Here is a 17155-nt window from a genome sequence, read left to right as displayed (position 1 = left end):
AGGGATGCGCGCTGCGGGCCCGGTGCCGACACACCGGGTCCGCAGCGCGCTGTTGCGACATGCTCGGCCCCTCCGGCGATCGAGGAGCGGAGGTTCGGGGGCGAAGCCCCGCAGGACCCCGCCCCCGAGCCGTCAACGCACCCGCACCACGTCCACGTCCGACGTCTTCACGAACGCGATCCGGTGCCCGATCTGCACCGTCACGTACTTCTCCCCACCGCGGAAGTACGTGTGGTCCAGCGGAAGCGACGCGTCGATCGTCGGCGCGTAGAAGAACCCGGTCGGCGCCTCGCCCCCGCCGGGGTAGGACTGCCCGGCCTTGATGGTGTACGGCAGCGCCGTGCCCACCCGCTTGTCGGCGAAGTCCGCCGGGTACTCGGACGCCTCCGGGTAGGCCACCCCGTACACCGGCACCTCGGTGCGGCCCGCCTTGGGCCGTACGACGTAGCCGGCGGTCGGCACGGTGGTCCGGGTGTGCGCCGGAGTCTGGAACCAAGCCTTCTTGCCGTACCACCAGATCGCCGTCCAGCCGGGCGCGTGGTCCGCGACGACCGCCTGCTGAGTCGCGCTGATCTTGCTGCCCCAGTCGGCCGCGCAGTTCGTGCCGGGCGAACCGTCGGTGTGCAGGCCGGGGTCGGAGAACAGCGGTGCTTCGGTGGACGGTTCGGTGTGGAGCGGGACTGCGCTGCTGCCCTGCACCGGCAGGTCGACGCCCTTCTCGCAGTCGCGGAACGCCTGCTTGTTGTCCTTGAACCGAGGGCTGACGGTGATGAGCGGGCTGCTCTTGGGGGCGCTGGGCTCGGTCGTCCGCTTGCCGAGCAGGGACATGAAGTAGTTCCAGTCCCAGTAGGTTCCGGGATCCCAGTGCATGTTCTTGGTACCGGCGGCGCTGGTGGGCGGCACGCCGTCGTGGCCGATGATGTGCTGCCGGTCGAGCGGGATGTCGTACTTGGCGGCGAGATAACGCACCAGCTCCGCCGTCGAGTTGTACAGCTCGGGCGTGTACCACTTGGCGCCCTCGACGGCGACCCCCTCCTGCTCGATGCCTATGGAGTGGGTGTTGACGTACCAGTTGCCCGCCTGCCAGGCGACGTCCTTGTTCTTGACCATCTGGGTGACATGACCGTCGCCCGAGCGCACCACATAGTGGGCGGAGGTCTGCTTCAGGGGGTTCTTGAAAATGTTCAGGGTGGTGTCGAAGTCTTCTTCGGTGTCATGCAGAACAATGAACCTGATCTTGTTGCTGTGCGGCCGGTCCGCGGTGTCGTAGTTGCCGTACGTCTCCTTGTCGGCCGGGTCGCCGGTCTGCTGGTAGGCCGCAGGGACCCAGTCGCAGTCGAGGCCACGCGGACACTCCGGTCGCACCCCGTCCGCGCCGGCCTGTGCCGCGGGAGCGAGCAGCGCGAGACTCAGGGCGCTGACGGTGGTCAGGGCGAGCGTGAGTCTGGTCCTCTGCTTGGACGTCATGACAACCCTTCTTGGAGCTGTGTGCTTCGAAAGTGGTAAACGGCCCGATATCACTGTTCGGCTATGGGCGCACACTCTGTGACCTGAGGTGATAGCGCGTCAAGGGCACAAAGGGGATGGCCGGACGAGCCACTGGACCAGACCACTGGCAGCGGCTCTGACCTGCGATGAGAAAGAAGCAACGTCTCCGTGGCGGTGGTCTGTTACCTGAGTTTTACGGAACGGCCGGGTATGCACCTCGACGCGGCGGCACCCCCTCACCCGCACCTTTTGTGTGACTAATTCCTGGTGTGCGTGCCCCGGACGGCCGAAGGGTAGTGCTCGGCCGGACACCACCGGTCCGCGCGACCGCGCGGAAGCTCTCGGAAAGGCCGGACGCACATGGCACAGCCCTTCACCCTGCCGGACTTCTACGTTCCGTATCCGGCGCGGCTCAACCCCCATGTCGAGCAGGCGCGGCAGCACACCAAGAGCTGGGCCCGCGGCATAGGGATGGTGGAAGGCTCCGGCATCTGGGAGGAGGAGGACCTCGACTCCCATGACTACGCGCTGCTGTGTGCGTACACCCACCCCGACTGCTCGGCAGAGGCTCTGTCGCTGGTCACGGACTGGTACGTGTGGGTGTTCTTCTTCGACGACCACTTCCTGGAGCTGTTCAAGCGCACCCCCGACCGGGAGGGCGCCAAGCAGTACCTCGACCGGTTGCCCGCGTTCATGCCGATGGAGCGCGGAGCGAAGACGCCCGAGCCGGCCAACCCGGTCGAGGCCGGGCTGGCCGATCTGTGGGCGCGGACGGTTCCGAACATGTCCGACGCCTGGCGGGCCCGGTTCGCGGAGGCGACCGAGAACCTGCTCAACGAGTCGCTGTGGGAACTCGCCAATATCAACGAGGGCCGCATCGCGAACCCCGTGGAGTACATCGAGATGCGCCGCAAGGTAGGCGGCGCGCCCTGGTCGGCCGGGCTCGTGGAGTACGCGGCGGGCGCCGAGGTCCCCGATTCGGTGGCCGACGAGCGGGCGCTGCGGGTGCTGCGGGACGCCTTCTCCGATGGTGTGCATCTGCGCAACGACCTGTTCTCGTACCAGCGGGAGGTCGAGGAGGAGGGCGAGAACAGCAACGGTGTGCTGGTACTGGAGAGGTTTCTGAACTGCTCCACCCAGGAGGCCGCCGAGGCGGTGAACGATCTGCTGACCTCGCGGCTCCAGCAGTTCGAGAACACCGCGCTCACCGAACTCGGGCCACTGTGCTTGGAGAAGGGACTCGATCCGACGGAGACCGCGGCGGTTCTCACGTACGTCAAGGGTTTGCAGGACTGGCAGTCCGGCGGCCATGAGTGGCACATGCGCTCCAGCCGCTACATGAACGACGGCGGGGCGGGCGAGGCCGCCCTCGGCTTCGGTATGTCCGCCGCGTCGATCCGCTTCACCCCACGCTCGGAGCGGGCCAGGCTGCGCAGCCACACCCACGTGCCCTACCGGCACGTCGGCCCGTCGCTGCTGCCCGCATTCGACCTGCCGTTCGGTACCACACTCAGTCCGCATCTGGACGGGGCGCGGGTCAGGCTCGTCGACTGGGCGCGCCGGATGGGGATCCTGGAGGCGCAGCCGGGGGTGCCGGGCTCGCACATCTGGGACGAGGAGCGGCTCGTCGCGATCGACCTGCCCTTGTGCGCGGCGGGTCTGCACCCGGACGCGACGGCGGACGAGCTGGATCTCTCCTCGGGGTGGCTGGCCTGGGGTACCTACGGCGACGACTGGTTCCCGGTGGTGCACGGGCGGGCAAGGGACCTGGCCGGGGCGCGGCTGGCCGATGCGCGTCTCTCGCTGTTCATGCCACTGGACGGCACCGCCGCTCCGGAGCCGGTCAATGCGCTGGAGCGCGGTCTGTCCGATCTCTGGCAGCGCACGACGGCCCCGATGGACGACCGCGCACGGCGCGCGTTGCGCACGGCCATCGAGTCGATGACGGCGAGCTGGCTCTGGGAGCTGGCCAACCAGGCGCAGAACCGGATCCCGGACCCGGTGGACTACATCGAGATGCGGCGGCTGACGTTCGGTTCGGACCTCACGATGAGTCTGTGCCGGCTCGGTCACGGCAAGAAGGTGCCGGAGGAGATCTACCGCAGCGGCCCGCTGCGCTCCCTGGAGAACGCGGCGTCGGACTATGCCGCGCTGCTCAACGACCTGTTCTCGTACCAGAAGGAGATCGAGTACGAGGGTGAGGTGCACAACGGCGTCCTGGTCGTGGAGAACTTCTTCGGGGTGGACTATCCGACCGCGGTGTCGATCGTGCACGACCTGATGAACTCGCGGCTGCGCCAGTTCCTCCATGTCGCCGAGCAGGAACTCCCGGTCCTGTACGACGACTTCGGGCTGGACGCCGAGGCCAGGGAGATCATGGAGGGTTACGTGGAGGAGCTCAGGGACTGGCTCGCCGGCATCCTGATCTGGCACCGGGGCTGCCGCCGCTATCGCGAAGAGGATCTGCGGCGGGGTGCCGGCACCCCGTGGCACCTCAGTGGTCCCACGGGGCCCGGCGTCTCGGCGGCGCGGATCACCGCGCTGTTCGCTCAGCCCTCCGCCACCCGCGTGTAGCGGCCGCCCGCACGGGCCTTGAAGGTCCTCTCGCCGCGTGCGAACAGTGAGCTGCGGACGGTCACTTCGCGGCTGAGGCCCGCCGTGATCACCACACGGCGGGCCTGCCCCGCGGCCCACTCGATGTCGACGGTGAAGCCTCCACGGGCCCGCAGCCCGCGGACCGATCCCTCCGGCCAGCCGGTCGGGAGGGCGGGAAGGATCTCGATCATGTCGTACTGGCTCTGCAGCAGCATTTCGGCGATGCCCGACGTGACACCGAAGGTGCCGTCGATCTGGAACGGCGGGTGGGTGTCCCAGAGGTTGGGGAGGGTGGAGCTCTTCAGGTGTTCCGCAAGCATCCTGTGGGAGTGGTCGCCGTCGCGCAGCCACGCCCAGAAGTTGATCTTCCATGCCTTGGACCAGCCGGTGCCGCCGTCGCCGCGCAGACCAGTCGTGCACACCGGTGAAGCCGTACGGGTCGGTGTCGTTGTGCACCATCCAGCCGGCCGTACCTGGCCCGGGCGGTCCGCGCCAAGACGGCCGGCCATGACGTCCCCGGGGTGCGAGACGAAGAACTCCCGGGTGTGGTGGGCGTCCTGGTGCGTGCAGGCGACGGCGGCGGTCGCGGTCGCAGGCCGAGGGCCCGTCGGCAGGAGGAGCCGGGGGCGGCCGGCGCGTTCGGCAGGTCGAGCAGCAGGTCGCCGAAGACCTGATAGGCGCCGTAGCCGCGGCGCGCCTGGCCGAGCTCGGCGGCGACCGTGTCGGGGTCGAGCGCGCCCTTGTGGTCGAGGCGTTGCTGCGCCGCGGTGAACACACCCGGTCCGGGGGCGGTCCAGTTGCCGAAGTCGTACGCCCGGATGGAGCCCGGACCGCCGGTCCGCAGCGTCTTCTCGTTGAAGGTGAGCCGTTCGGAAGCGAGCGTTCCGTAGACACCCGCATCCAGAGCGCCACCGCCGGTGGGCAGTGATTCGCGCTCCCAGCCGGCGGCGGGGGTGTGGTACCGGAGCACCGGGTCCACCAGGGGCCTGGCCCCCTCCGGGCCCGGCAATCCGGGCGATTCATCGGAGCTACTTGCGGCAGCCACTCGTCCAGCCAGTGTCGGAACTCCCAGCGCCAGGGCACCTGTTGCGCCGACGGCTGTCTTCACTGTGGTGCGTCGAGCCGTCCGGGTGTCGTGGCGCACGACGCCAAAGATCCGACGGCTGGTCGGATCAGGTACATGACAAAGCAGCCTCTTTGGGCAGAGGCTGCGCAGGGTTGGACAAAAGTGTCCCGAGGCCGTCCGGATCGGTGCGGACGGCCGCGGCAGGGGCGATTCAGCCCTGCTGGAACAGCTCGGCGGGCAGCGGCTTCAGCAAGGTGTACAGATCGTCGGTGATCGGCCGGTCCCAGCTGGCGATGGTGACGAGCACCCCGTCGCTGCGGTCGAACTGAACGCAGGAGATCCGGGTCTCGGAAAGCTTCACGCGGCGGACGATCAGCAGGTTGTCGCCCTGCATCACCGGCATGTCGTCGGTACCGGTCACCTCGACCGGCTCGTCGTTCTCCAGGGCGAGCAGCAGCTGGGCCACCTCGAAGGGCACCTGGCCCTCCTCGGTGTCGCGCGCGGGCGAGCCCTCCGGGAGATTGCCGATGATCATCGCGGGCCCGCGGCCGCCGAACAGGTCGTACCGCAGGAAGACACCCTGGCAGCTCCCGTCGGGAGCGGGCAGCAGACCGGCGCCGAGGTTTCCGGGCCAGTCCCCCGGGTCCATGGCCAGGACGTCGAAATCCGGGCCCGCTGGTGTGGCGGCGCTACGGCGGCGGAGGAAGGACATGCAGCCATGTTACGTGTGCCGGCTCACGTTGCGGAGCCGGGCCCGCGCAGGCCGGGCCACCGGGCCTCCGCGCCGAAGCGTGTCCGGTCAGTCCTGGCCGGACTCCATGGCCAGCGCCTCGAGCACGCGCACCGCCTCGGCGCCGCGCCCGTGCGGGACGAACAGATGGTCGTGGTGGTAGCCCGCCACCACGTTGCAGCTCATCCCCACGTCGGTGAGGGCGAGTGCCACGGCGGCGGTGAGCCCCACGGCGTCCAGCGCAGAGTGGACGCGGAGGGTGATCCAAGCCGCTACGAAGTCGTACGTCAGCCCTGCGGCAACGGCTTCCTCCTCCGGGACCACCAGGGTCAGCCCTTCGCGCTCGGTGACCGTCACCACGGGTGCGACACCGGTGGGCGCCACGCCGTCGGGCACCGTGGTGAAGACGTACCGGCCGGCGTTCAGCTCCGGCCGCATGCCGCTCAGCAGGGTTCGCAGGTCGCGCTCGCCAGTCATGATCACCACGCTACCGGCGGTTCCCCCGGCCACGGGAGCGATGAGCGGTGCCGCTCGTGGTGGCGGGCCACCCGTGCGCGTCCGCAGCACGGCCTGCACCCCTCCTGGCGGGGGTGCTCCTCGATGAAGCAGCGCACGCACCGCGGGGCGTGGCAGGCGCGCGGTGCAGCGCCTTCCGGTCCGGCTAGTGCTGTGACCGGAAGGGTTTGCCGGGAAGCTCGCGGCGTCCGGTGCGGTGCATCGCAAGGCGGAGCATCGCCCGCGTACTGGATGTACTCGGGTGATGCGACAACGCGGCGAGGTGCCGTGCCGGACGCCGCGAGCCGGTGAACCCTTCCGGTCACAGCACTACGAAGCCGATCGCGGCAGGCACCAGGGCGGCGGGCAGGGCATCCATGAGCCGCGCCGGTCGCCCGGTGTGCAGGCGATGGGGCGCCGTCGTCCGGCCGGCCCGGACGGGGAACGGTCGGGACAGCTGCGGCCGCGGCATTGAGCCGTTCGGGTGCCCCGGGTGCGGACATCAGGTTCCGGGCCTCGGCGGGGCTCGGCTCGTCAGGGCGTACGGCGTGGGCGATGCGCGCCCGGACGGCGGCGCGCCGGGACCGTATGGCAGCGAGGCTCGCCTCGTCGGCCACCCAGGCATCCGCCGTCCGGGCAGCGGCGGGCGCGGAGCCGGCCGCCCGGCCGTCGGCTCCCGGGACGTGCCCGAGCAGGCCGGGCCGCTCGCGCACCCGGGCGGTCAGTCCCTCCGGGGCGCCCAGGTCGCGCGGAGGCCGGGGCGCAGACGCTGCTCGGACGGCAGGCCAGCCCGCTGACGGATCGCGCGGTGCGTGACGCGGCGGTGCGGGAGTCGCCGGCCCGGGTGGAGCGGGAGCCGGATCCCGTAGCGTCGGGATGGACGCTGCACTCGGTGCGGCCGCACACCGCCGTGGAGTTCCGACAGGGCGGCGGACGGCGCAATCACACCCGGCTCAACTACCGTGTCACGGAGCCCGGTTGGGTGCGCGAGCTGCTGTGGCGCTGAGTCCGTTCCGCGCGGGCCCGCGCCTCACGTGAGGTCGAACTCGCCGTCGCGGGCGTTCACCACGAAGGCCCGCCATTCGGCCGGGGTGAAGATCAGCGAAGGGCTGCCGGGCTTCCCGGCGTTGCGCATCGCGATGAATCCCTCGACGAAGGCGATCTGGACGTCCCCGGCCCCCTGTGTGCCCGACTGCCAGTCGGCGTTGCTGAGGTCGAGGTCCGGCTTGTCCCAGCCGGCAAAGGGCTGTCGGGTGGTGGTGCTCTCCGCCACGTCGGCTCCTCCCACTAGTCGTCCCGGCCAAAGCCTAGCCACCGCGGGCGGTCCCGGACAGGCCGCGGTGGCTAGGCTTGCTCGGCCGGTCCGGGACGGGGCTCGCCTCAGGTGCGGGGAGGCTCGGCTCCGACCAGCCACATGGAGAAGAACTGCGCCCCACCGCCGTACGCGTGGCCCAGCGCCTTGCGTGCGTCCGGCACCTGGTGTTCGCCCGCCTGCCCGCGTACCTGCAGCGCCGCCTCGGCGAAGCGGATCATGCCGGAGGCACCGATGGGGTTGGTGGAGAGCACACCGCCCGAGGGGTTCACCGGCAGGTCCCCGTCGAGTTCGGTGACGCCGGACTCGGTGAGCTTCCAGCCCTCCCCCTCGTCGGCGAAGCCGAGGTTCTCCAGCCACATCGGCTCGTACCAGGAGAACGGGACGTACATCTCGGCGGCGTCGATCTCCCGGCGCGGATCGGTGATCCCGGACTGCCGGTACACATCGGCCGCGCAGTCCTTGCCCGCCTGCGGTGAGACGAAGTCCTTGCCGGCGAACAGGGTCGGTTCGCTGCGCATCGCGCCGCCGTGCACCCAGGCGGGCGGATGCGGTGAACGGTCCGCGCCGGCCCGGTCGGTGAGGATCATCGCGCACGCGCCGTCCGAGGACGGGCAGGTCTCGGAGTAACGGATCGGGTCCCAGAGCATCGGGGCGGCCTGCACCTTCTCCAGGGTGATGTCCGGGTCGTGGATGTGCGCGTAGGGGTTCTTGAGGGCGTTGCGCCGGTCCTTGTAGGCGACGAGGGAACCGACCGTATCGGGCGCCCCGGTGCGGCGCATGTACGCGCGCACGTGCGGGGCGAAGAAGCCGCCGGCGCCCGCGAGCAGCGGCTGCTGGAACGGGATGGGCAGCGACAGGCCCCACATGGCGTTGGACTCGGACTGCTTCTCGAAGGCCAGGGTGAGCACCGTGCGGTGCACCCGCGCGGCGACGAGATCGGCGGCGACGAGCGCGGTGGAGCCGCCCACCGAGCCCGCGGTGTGCACGCGGAGCATCGGTTTGCCGACCGCTCCGAGGGCGTCGGCGAGATAGAGCTCGGGCATCATCAGGCCCTCGAAGAAGTCGGGGGCCTTGCCTATGACGACCGCATCGATGTCCGCCCAGGTCAGTGCGGCGTCCTCCAGCGCGCGTACGGCGGCCTCGCGGACGAGGCCGGCGAGGGAGACGTCCCGGCGGGCGGAGACGTGTTTGGTCTGGCCGATGCCGACGACGGCGACGGGCTCCTTAGGCATGGGCGGTCTCCCCTTCGAGGACGGCGACCAGGTTCTGTTGCAGGCAGGGTCCCGAGGTGGCGTGCGCGAGTGCGCGGTCCGACGCACCGCGGTGGATGCGGGCCGCGGCCTCGCCGAGCCGGATCAGCCCGGCGGCCATGACGGGGTTGGCGGCGAGCGCCCCGCCGGACGGGTTGACACGGACGCTGTCGTCGAGCCCGAGGGCCTTGCGCAGCACGACCTCCTGGGAGGTGAACGGGGCGTGCAGCTCTGCGGTGTCGACCGGTCGTTCGAAGGCGCCGGCACGTTCGGCGGCGAGCCTGGCCGAGGGCGAGTCGGTCAGATCGCGCACCCCGAGGCTGTGGGCCTCGATGCGATGGTCGATGCCGCGGATCCAGGCGGGGCGGGTGCACAGGGAGCGCGCGGTGTCACCGGCGGCGAGGACGACGGCGGCTGCGCCGTCGCCGACCGGCGGGCAGTCACCCACGCGCAGCGGCAGGACGAGATGGTCGCCGGCCGGGACGGGACCTGTGAGCTGTGCGTGCGGGTTGTCCGCGGCGGCGGTGCGGTTGCGGGCGGCGATTGCGGCGAGGGCGGTCTCGTCGGTGTCGCCCGCGTCGATCAGCGCCTGGGCCTGGAGTGCGGCAAGCGCGACGGAATCGGGCCACAGCGGACCGACGTAGTACGGGTCGAGCTGGCGGGTGAGGACGTCGCGCAGTTCGCCGGGCGACGATTTCCCGTAGGCGTAGACGAGTGCGGTGTCCGCCTCGCCGGTGCGGAGTTTCACCCAGGCCTCGTACAGCGCCCAGGCGCCGTCCATCTCTACATGGGACTCGGAGATCGGCGGGTGGGCACCGACGCCGTCGAGGGCCATGGTGAAGGAGAAGGCGCGGCCGCCGAGGTAGTCGCTGGATCCCGAGCAGGTGAAGCCGTGGTCGCTCGCCCTCAGGCCGGTCGTGTCGAGGACCTGGTGCAGGACCGGCATGAGCATCTCGACTTCGGAGAGGTCGTCGGTGCGCCGCAGATGGTCCGTCTGCGCGAAGGCGACGATCGCTACGTCTCGCATCTAGAGCAGCTCCTTGTACGCGTCGTAGTCGGCGTCCGGCTCGCCGGTGGGCCGGTAGTGGTCGGGGTGGCGGCCGCCCTCGGTCCAGACGGGCTCGACCCGCAGACCCATGCGCACCTGGTCGTACGGGATGCCCCCGATCCGCCCGTGCAGGGCGAGGTCGGCGCCGTCGAGGGCGATGTGGGCGTAGACGTACGGGACTTCGATGTCGAGGTTCCTCGCCTTGATGTTGACGATGCAGTACGTGGTCACGGTGCCGCGCGGGCCGACCTCGACCTGTTCGGCGGTGGCGACGCCGCAGGTGGGGCAGACGCCGCGGGGCGGGACGTACACCTTGCGGCAGGACGGGCAGCGCTCGCCGACGGTGCGCTGCTCGGAGAGGGCGTTGAGGTACGCGCTCTGGGCGCGGCCGGGGGTGTACGTGTAGTCGAGGCGGGCCGGGGTGACGATGCCGGTGACGGGGTCGGCGAACTCGCCGCTGTGCGGGGTACTTTCGGCCGTGTCCTCGCTCTCGTACGGTTCGAAGCAGGCGATGTCCGTGATGGCACCGGTCCGTTGCCGGGCCCAGCGGATCCGGACCCGCAGACCGGTGTGCACGGCTTCGGGTCCCGGCGCGTCGAGGACATGGAGCAGGGCGGTGTCGGCCCCGTCCAGCTTCACCAGCACCCAGGCGAACGGGGTGGCCAGCGGCTGATCGCGGCGCGGAGCCGGGTTCCAGGCCCAGGTGGTGATGGTGCCGGTGGTGGCGACCTCGGCCAGTTCGCGCAGTTCCTCCGCGGTGACGGGGTCGTACTCGACGGGCGGGACCAGGATTTTTCCGTCGGCGGTCCGCACGCCGAGCACGGTCCGTTCGCGCAGCCCGGTCAGGAAGGCGCTCTGGACCGGGCCGAGGGAGCGGGTGAAGGGGAACTCGACCACCAGCGGGGCGCTGAGGACGTCGGGCACGGTTGTCTCCTTGGCTCAGGCGCGCCGGTAGACGGGCGGGCGCTTCTCGGCGAAGGCGCGGGCGCCTTCCTTGGCGTCGGCGGTCGCGAACAGCGGCCAGCCGCGCTTGAGTTCGGCGGCGAGCCCGTCGGTCTCGGTCATCTCGGCGGTCTCGTACACGGAGGCCTTGACGGCCTCGACGGCGAGCGGGCCGCAGGCGTTGATCCGCTCCGCGATGTCGAGGGCGTGCTCCAGTGCGGTGCCGTCGGGGACGACCCGGCCGATCAGTCCGATACCGGCCGCTTCGTCGGCGCTGTAGGGACGTCCGGTCAGGAGCATTTCGAGGGCGTGGGTGCGGGCGATCTGCCGGGGCAGCCGTACCGTCGAGCCTCCGATGGGGAACAGGCCGCGCTTGACCTCGAAGAGCCCGAAGGTGGCGCTCGATCCGGCGATACGGATGTCGGTGCCCTGCAGGATTTCGGTTCCGCCCGCCACGCAGTACCCCTCGACGGCGGCGATCACCGGCTTGCGGGGCCTGTGGTGGCGCAGCATCGCCTTCCAGTGCAGATCGGGGTCGGCCGTCATCCGGTCCCGGTACTGCTCGCCCTCCATCCCCTTGCCCGCGAGGGCCTTGAGGTCCATGCCGGCGCAGAAGGAGCCCCCTGCGCCGGTGAGGACGACGGAGCGGATCCCGTCGTCCTCGTCCGCGGCCAGCCAGCCGTCGTACAGCCCGACCAGCATCGGCAGCGAGAGCGCGTTCTTCGCCTCCGGCCTATTCAGGGTGAGCACCAGTGTGGCGCCTTCGCGCTGCACGGTGAGGTGTTCCGTACCACCCATTGCCTGCCTCCCGTCTCCAGATCTAGAACAGGTTGCAGTAGGCGGGTGTCCAGTTCAATAGTTTTCTGACAGGCAGTCAGATTTCTTCTACGGCGCCTCTTCCCAGTTCTACCGGTCGGCGCTCTAATGACCGCCGGACCACTCAGCATCCGGGGTCAGGAGGAACGGTGGAGTACAACCTTGCCGACCTGTTCGAGTCGGTCGTCGACGCGGTCCCGGATCGCGAGGCGCTCGTGTATCTCGACCATCCCGGTACGGGTGCCGAGCGGCGGCTCACCTATGCAGAGCTGGACGGCGCCGCCAACCGGATCGCCCACCATCTGATCGACGCGGGTCTGACCCCCGGCGAGCACCTCGGGCTCCACCTCTACAACGGCATCGAGTACCTCCAGACCGTACTGGCCTGCCTCAAGGCGCGCATTGTCCCGGTCAATGTCAACTACCGGTATGTGGAAGATGAATTGGTCTACCTCTACCGGGACGCGGATCTGGCTGCCCTGGTCTTCGACGCCGAGTTCGACGAGCGGGTCGCGACTGCCGCACCGAAGGCGCCGGCACTCCGCCATCTCCTGCGGGTCGGAACGCCGGTGGCGGGCGCCCCTGGTCCGGACGCCGTGGCGTTCGCCGACGCCGAGGCGGCCGGGGACCCCGGACGCGGGTTCGCACCCCGAACGGCCGACGACCAGTTCATCATCTACACCGGCGGCACCACGGGCATGCCCAAAGGCGTGATGTGGCGCCAGGAGGACCTCTTCTTCTCCGGCCTCGGTGGCGGCGCCCCGACCGGTGAGCCGGTGAAGACCCCGCAGGAGCTGGCGGAGCGGGTGGCGGCGGGCGGCGACGGCATCACGTTCTTCCCCACTCCCCCGCTGATGCACGGCACCTCGACACTGACCGCGTTCATCGGCTTCAACTTCGGGCAGCGGGTCGTCATCCACCGCAAGTTCGTGCCCGAGGAGGTGCTCCGTACGATCGAGAAGGAGAAGGTCACCAGCGTGTCGCTGGTGGGCGACGCGATGCTGCGACCGCTGATCGACGCGCTGAACGGGCCGCTGACGGGCACCGACTGCTCCTCGCTGTTCTCCGTCTCCAGCTCGGGCGCGGTCATGTCCGACTCGGTGCGCGCGGAGTTCCAGGCCCTGGTGCCCACCGTGATGCTGCTCAACAACTTCGGCTCGTCCGAGTCCGGTTTCAACGGCACGGCGACGGCCGACTCCGGGCCGGGGAACGGGTTCCGCATCCAGGTCAACTCCCGTACGGCGGTCGTCGACCCGGCGACGTACGAACCGGTGGCACCGGGCCGGACCGGCAGGATCGCGCAGCGGGGCCATGTACCGCTCGGCTACTACAACGACCCCCGGAAGACCGCGGAGACGTTCTTCCGCAGGGGCGAGGAGCGGTGGGTACTGCTCGGCGACATGGCCACCGTCGACGAGGACGGCGTCGTCACCGTCCTCGGCAGGGGCTCGCAGTGCATCAACACCGGGGGCGAGAAGGTGTACCCGGAGGAGGTCGAGCAGGCGCTCAAGGCCCATCCGGACGTGTACGACGCCCTGGTCACCGGCGTGCCCGACGAACGGTGGGGCAACCATGTCGCAGCGGTCGTACAGCTGCGCGAAAGTGCTGCCGAACCCTCGCTCGCGGACATCCAGGCCCACTGCCGGAGCCGTCTCGCCGGCTACAAGATCCCCCGGCAGCTGGTGATCACCCCCCGGATCCAGCGCTCGCCGAGCGGCAAGGCCGACTACCGGTGGGCCCGGTCGGTCGTCGCGCCGGACCGCGGATGACCGCAGGGCTGACCGCCGTCCCCTGCCCCGCACCGGCCCCGGTGCGCGCACCGGACCGAGCCGTCAGGTCTCACCCGAGTGCGCCGCCGCGCATCCACCACTTGCGCGGGACGACTGTCCGCGCGTAAGCCATTCGGGCACGTGATGTGTCCAACCGCTCACCCTGCGTGGCACAAGGGGGGTATCGCCCATAGCTTCGGCTCATGAAGAAACGAAGCTACAAACAGCTCATCTGCCTCGCGGCCGTCTCGACGGCCGCGGTGGGCGTCACTGTGCCGGCCTGTACCGCAGCTTCCTCGGGCTCGAAGGCTTCCTCGGGCTCCGCGGATTCCCCTGTCGTACGCGAAGTACACGCGGGCAAGTCGATCCAGGCCGCGGTGGACGCCGCCCGGCCGGGTGACACCATCGTCGTCAAGCCCGGCACTTACCACGAGAGCGTCCTGATCACGAAGGCGCGCCTGACCCTGCGCGGCACCCCGGACCGCACAGTGATCATGCCTGCCGCGGCCGGGACCAAGGCGGCCAACGCCTGCGCGAAGGCCGGCAACGGCATCTGTGTCCAGGGCAAGAAGGGCCACACCGTCGACGGTGTGCGCCTCGAATCGCTGACCGTCTCCGGATTCAAGAAGAACGGGGTCTGGGCCACCTGGACCGACAAGCTGTCGGTCCGGAAGGTGACCTCCCGCTCGAACGGCATCTGGGGCATCGCCCAGGAGCGGTCCACCCGCGGCGAATTCCGGGGCAACACCGCCCGCGCGAACGGCGACGCCGGCATCTTCGTCGCCAACACCGTGAGCGAGGAGGGCGGCGCCACCGACACCCGGGGCACCGAAGTGCGCGACAACACGATGACGGACAACCGGATCGGCCTCACCGTCCGCCGGCTCCGCAACCTCTCGATCCACGACAACACCCTCACCGGCAACTGCAGCGGTGTGTTCGTCGTGGGCGACGAGGGCAAGCCGCAGGCCGGTGCGATGACCATCCAGCACAACCGGGTCACCAAGAACAACAAGTTCTGCGTCAAGACCGAGCGACTGCCCGCCATCCAAGGATCCGGAATCATCCTCACCGGCACCGTGGACACCATCGTGCGCTCGAACACCGTCGACAACAACGTGGGCGCCACGCCGCTCTCGGGCGGGATCGTGCTCTTCAAGAGCTTCGTGGGCGCGCACAACACGGGTAACACCGTCAGCGACAACCGGGCATCGGGCAACCGGCCCGCGGACCTGACCAACCAGGAAACCGGAAACGGCAACAAGTTCACCGGCAACGTATGCGCGACGTCCGCACCGGCCGGGATGTGCTGACCGAAGTCCCCCCGCACTAGGAGAAGCGAGACGCTATGACCACCGTGAGCACCACCCCCACCACCACCCCCATCGCCACCACTCCCCTGCAGACCCCGCAGCCGGGGATGCGGCTGCGTGAGATCGTCTTCGGCGCGGCCTGCGCCGCCGCCGTGCGCGCGGCGGCCCGGCTGGGCGTCGCCGACGCGCTCGGCGAGACGCCCGCCGGCGCGGCGGAGCTCGCGGCGAAGCTGAACACCGAGCCGCAGCCGCTGAAGCGCCTGCTGCGCGCCCTGTCCTGCTACGGGATCTTCGCCGAGACCGCAGACGGCGACTTCACCCACACCGACATGTCCCGGCTGCTGCGTGAGGACGACCCGAACAGCCTGCGGTACATCTCCCTGTGGTGCACCGAGCCCTGGACCTGGGAGGTCTGGCCGCGCCTGGACGACGCGGTGCGCTCGGGCGCGAGCGTCTTCCCCGAGGTGTTCGGCAAGGAGTTCTTCGACTACCTCCACGAGGACGCGCACGAGTCCGCCCATGTCTTCAACCGGGCCATGACCACCTCCAGCATGCAGTCCGCACTGGATGTCGCCGAACTCCTCGACCTCACCGGGGTGTCCGAGGTCGCCGACATCGGCGGCGGTCAGGGACATGTGCTCGCCAGCCTGCTCGAGAAGCACCCGGCGGTCCGCGGCACGCTGATGGATCTGCCGGGCGTGGTGGCCCGGGCGGATGCCCGGCTGCGCGACGCCGGTCCGCTCGCCGCACGGGCCCGCATCGTTGCCGGGGACTGCCGCGAGGCGATCCCGGTCGAGGCCGACCTCTACATCATCAAGAACATCCTGGAATGGGACGACGAGAGCACCCGCCGGACGCTGCGCAATGTCATTGCGGCCGCCCGCCCGGGCGCCCGGGTCGTGATCATCGAGAACCTGGTCGACGACACCCCCTCGATGCGGTTCACCACCGCCATGGACCTGCTGCTGCTCCTCAATGTCGGCGGCGCGAAGCACACCAAGCAGAGCCTGGTCGACCGGATGACGGAGGCCGGGCTGATCGTCGGGGACATGAGTCCGGTCAACTCCTATCTGCACGCGTTCGAATGCGTCGTGCCGAGCTGACCCGTTCCCTCCTCCGGTCCGTGAAATCGCCCCGGGTCCGGCCGTTGGGCCGCACCCGGGGCGATCGTTTGCTCGCTCAGGCGGTGGAGTCGCGCTCCCACTTGTAGAACTCGTGCGCCATCGCGTCCTTCGGACCACGCCAGGTCTCCGGGTCGTACGGACTGATGTACGCGGTGAGCTTCTGGCTGAGGTCCTGGAACTCCGGGTGCTGGTGCACCTTCGCGATCTCCGGGCCCGGCGGGCGGTCGGACTCGATCAGATGCAGATAGACGTCGCCGAACTGGAACAGTTTGCGCCGGTTCACGCCGACCAGGTGCGGCAGTTCGCTGCCGTCCGAGGCCGCGAACAATTCGGCGATGTCGGGCGCGGAATCCGGCGCCATACGTGCGACGATCAGAGCATGGTGCATCGGGAGGATGCCTTTCTGGTACCCGCCGTGCGGCGAGGTGGCCGGGCGTGGTCGGGCGGAGCGTCAGCGGGCGCTGACCGGGGCCGTACGGCGCTCACGGTCGCGCTGCTCGATCTTGTCCCGGATGAGTTCCATCTGGACGCGGGAGTTGCGGTTGATGTTGTCGGTCATCCACGCGTCGTCGACGGGCGCGTCGGGCCGCATCGCGAAGTCCTGGACCCAGTGCAGCTTGGTGCCACCGGGGACCTCCGAGTACGTCCACCGGATGTCCATGTGCTGGAACGGGCCGGGCTCGACGCGGCGGGCGACGACGGTGCGTGCGGCGCGGTCGGGGGTGCGCTCGGAGACCCAGCTCCAGACCTTGCCGTTCTCGTCGGGGTGCATCGTCAGCCGGAACGTCGTCCGCTCGCCGTCGCGCTCGATGACTTCGACGGCCGCGTACTCGCTGAACAGCCGCGGCCAGTTCTCGAGGTCGTTCGTCACGTCCCAGACCAGGTCCAGGGGTGCGGCAATGGTGATCTCGTTCTCGGTGTGTCCGGACACTTCAGGCTCCTGTCATGAGGGTGTTGTTGACCAGGTCGAGGAATTCGCGAGGCGTCTTGCAGCGGTCCGCGTCGGCGGGGAGCGCCTGGCCGTGCCGGTTCTCCAGCACGCCGACGATGCCGAGGAGACCGAGCGAGTCCAGGCCGAACTCGTCGAAGCCGGACGCGGGCCGGTTCTCCATCTCCATCGGGTCGACGGAGACTCCCGCGCCCTTCTTCATCAGTGCGGCCAGCTCGTTGTAGGTCAGTGGATCGGTCATGAGAGGCTTCTCCT

The 17155-nt window shown here is 69.8% G+C and carries 16 protein-coding genes and 2 pseudogenes; 5 read left to right on the top strand and 13 right to left on the bottom strand.

Features of this window, described 5'->3' with window-relative positions:
• Nucleotides 1-132 precede the first annotated feature (132 nt).
• Entirely contained in the window at nucleotides 133-1467 is a 1335-nt protein-coding gene (locus OG878_RS37230; protein ID WP_328890858.1) for an N-acetylmuramoyl-L-alanine amidase, read from the bottom strand.
• A 381-nt stretch (nucleotides 1468-1848) separates the two neighbouring features.
• Between OG878_RS37230 and OG878_RS37225 the strand changes: the two genes are divergently transcribed.
• Nucleotides 1849-4062 carry a terpene synthase family protein gene (locus tag OG878_RS37225; protein WP_328890857.1) on the top strand — a complete coding sequence of 738 codons (2214 nt, stop codon included), beginning with the start codon at nucleotides 1849-1851 and terminating at the stop codon, nucleotides 4060-4062.
• Here OG878_RS37225 and OG878_RS37220 read toward each other — a convergent pair.
• The 4 genes and pseudogenes from OG878_RS37220 to OG878_RS37205 all read right to left on the bottom strand — a co-directional run.
• Nucleotides 4038-4640: pseudogene (locus OG878_RS37220) on the bottom strand (glycosyl hydrolase family 95 catalytic domain-containing protein); the annotation flags it as partial. The gene OG878_RS37225 and the pseudogene OG878_RS37220 sit on opposite strands and share 25 nt — an antisense overlap.
• A 47-nt stretch (nucleotides 4641-4687) precedes the next feature.
• A pseudogene (locus tag OG878_RS37215) lies at nucleotides 4688-5053 on the bottom strand (glycoside hydrolase N-terminal domain-containing protein); the annotation flags it as partial.
• Between the two features lie 307 nt (nucleotides 5054-5360).
• A complete protein-coding gene (locus OG878_RS37210) occupies nucleotides 5361-5861 on the bottom strand; it encodes a hypothetical protein (protein ID WP_328890855.1) in 501 nt (166 codons plus the stop codon).
• Between the two features lie 87 nt (nucleotides 5862-5948).
• On the bottom strand, nucleotides 5949-6356 hold the full coding sequence (locus OG878_RS37205) for an ACT domain-containing protein (RefSeq protein ID WP_328890854.1): 408 nt from the start codon (nucleotides 6354-6356) through the stop codon (nucleotides 5949-5951).
• Nucleotides 6357-7182: 826 nt separating this feature from the next.
• Here OG878_RS37205 and OG878_RS37195 point away from each other — a divergent pair.
• Nucleotides 7183-7380 (top strand): pyridoxine 5'-phosphate oxidase C-terminal domain-containing protein, encoded by a 198-nt coding sequence (locus OG878_RS37195; RefSeq protein WP_328890853.1) that lies wholly within the window; start codon nucleotides 7183-7185, stop codon nucleotides 7378-7380.
• Nucleotides 7381-7404: 24 nt separating this feature from the next.
• Here the strand turns inward: OG878_RS37195 and OG878_RS37190 are convergent, their stop codons facing one another.
• The 5 genes from OG878_RS37190 to OG878_RS37170 all read right to left on the bottom strand — a co-directional run bounded on the left by OG878_RS37190 (nucleotide 7405) and on the right by OG878_RS37170 (nucleotide 11727).
• Nucleotides 7405-7647, bottom strand: a complete 243-nt coding sequence (locus OG878_RS37190; RefSeq protein WP_328890852.1) for a DUF397 domain-containing protein — start codon at nucleotides 7645-7647, stop codon at nucleotides 7405-7407.
• A 107-nt stretch (nucleotides 7648-7754) separates the two neighbouring features.
• Nucleotides 7755-8921 (bottom strand): thiolase domain-containing protein, encoded by a 1167-nt coding sequence (locus OG878_RS37185; protein WP_328890851.1) that lies wholly within the window; start codon nucleotides 8919-8921, stop codon nucleotides 7755-7757.
• A complete protein-coding gene (locus OG878_RS37180) occupies nucleotides 8914-9966 on the bottom strand; it encodes a thiolase domain-containing protein (protein ID WP_328890850.1) in 1053 nt (350 codons plus the stop codon). The genes OG878_RS37185 and OG878_RS37180 overlap by 8 nt, the downstream gene beginning before the upstream one ends.
• Entirely contained in the window at nucleotides 9967-10911 is a 945-nt protein-coding gene (locus OG878_RS37175; protein ID WP_328890849.1) for a Zn-ribbon domain-containing OB-fold protein, read from the bottom strand. It lies immediately after the preceding gene.
• A 15-nt stretch (nucleotides 10912-10926) separates the two neighbouring features.
• Nucleotides 10927-11727 carry a crotonase/enoyl-CoA hydratase family protein gene (locus OG878_RS37170; RefSeq protein WP_328890848.1) on the bottom strand — a complete coding sequence of 267 codons (801 nt, stop codon included), beginning with the start codon at nucleotides 11725-11727 and terminating at the stop codon, nucleotides 10927-10929.
• 167 nt (nucleotides 11728-11894) lie between these two features.
• On the opposite strand from OG878_RS37170, the gene OG878_RS37165 reads away from it, so the two are divergent.
• The 3 genes from OG878_RS37165 (at nucleotide 11895) to OG878_RS37155 (ending at nucleotide 15930) form a co-directional block, all read left to right on the top strand.
• Nucleotides 11895-13514 (top strand): acyl-CoA synthetase, encoded by a 1620-nt coding sequence (locus tag OG878_RS37165; RefSeq protein ID WP_328890847.1) that lies wholly within the window; start codon nucleotides 11895-11897, stop codon nucleotides 13512-13514.
• A gap of 203 nt (nucleotides 13515-13717) precedes the next feature.
• A complete protein-coding gene (locus OG878_RS37160) occupies nucleotides 13718-14827 on the top strand; it encodes a right-handed parallel beta-helix repeat-containing protein (protein WP_328890846.1) in 1110 nt (369 codons plus the stop codon).
• Between the two features lie 35 nt (nucleotides 14828-14862).
• Complete coding sequence (locus OG878_RS37155; protein ID WP_328890845.1) at nucleotides 14863-15930, top strand: methyltransferase; 1068 nt, start codon at nucleotides 14863-14865, stop codon at nucleotides 15928-15930.
• A 76-nt stretch (nucleotides 15931-16006) separates the two neighbouring features.
• Here OG878_RS37155 and OG878_RS37150 read toward each other — a convergent pair whose 3' ends face one another.
• From OG878_RS37150 to OG878_RS37140, 3 genes are all read right to left on the bottom strand, one after another.
• Nucleotides 16007-16339 (bottom strand): TcmI family type II polyketide cyclase, encoded by a 333-nt coding sequence (locus tag OG878_RS37150; RefSeq protein ID WP_328890844.1) that lies wholly within the window; start codon nucleotides 16337-16339, stop codon nucleotides 16007-16009.
• A 63-nt stretch (nucleotides 16340-16402) separates the two neighbouring features.
• Complete coding sequence (locus OG878_RS37145) at nucleotides 16403-16882, bottom strand: SRPBCC family protein (RefSeq protein ID WP_328890843.1); 480 nt, start codon at nucleotides 16880-16882, stop codon at nucleotides 16403-16405.
• A 1-nt stretch (nucleotide 16883) separates the two neighbouring features.
• Nucleotides 16884-17141 (bottom strand): acyl carrier protein, encoded by a 258-nt coding sequence (locus tag OG878_RS37140; RefSeq protein WP_328890842.1) that lies wholly within the window; start codon nucleotides 17139-17141, stop codon nucleotides 16884-16886.
• Between the last annotated feature and the right edge of the window lie 14 nt (nucleotides 17142-17155).

Origin of the sequence: Streptomyces sp. NBC_00316 (assembly GCF_036158715.1) — a bacterium.
Taxonomy (GTDB): domain Bacteria; phylum Actinomycetota; class Actinomycetes; order Streptomycetales; family Streptomycetaceae; genus Streptomyces.
The sequence above is the reverse complement of the archived record's forward strand: the minus strand, read 5'-3'. Positions and strand labels throughout refer to the sequence as shown.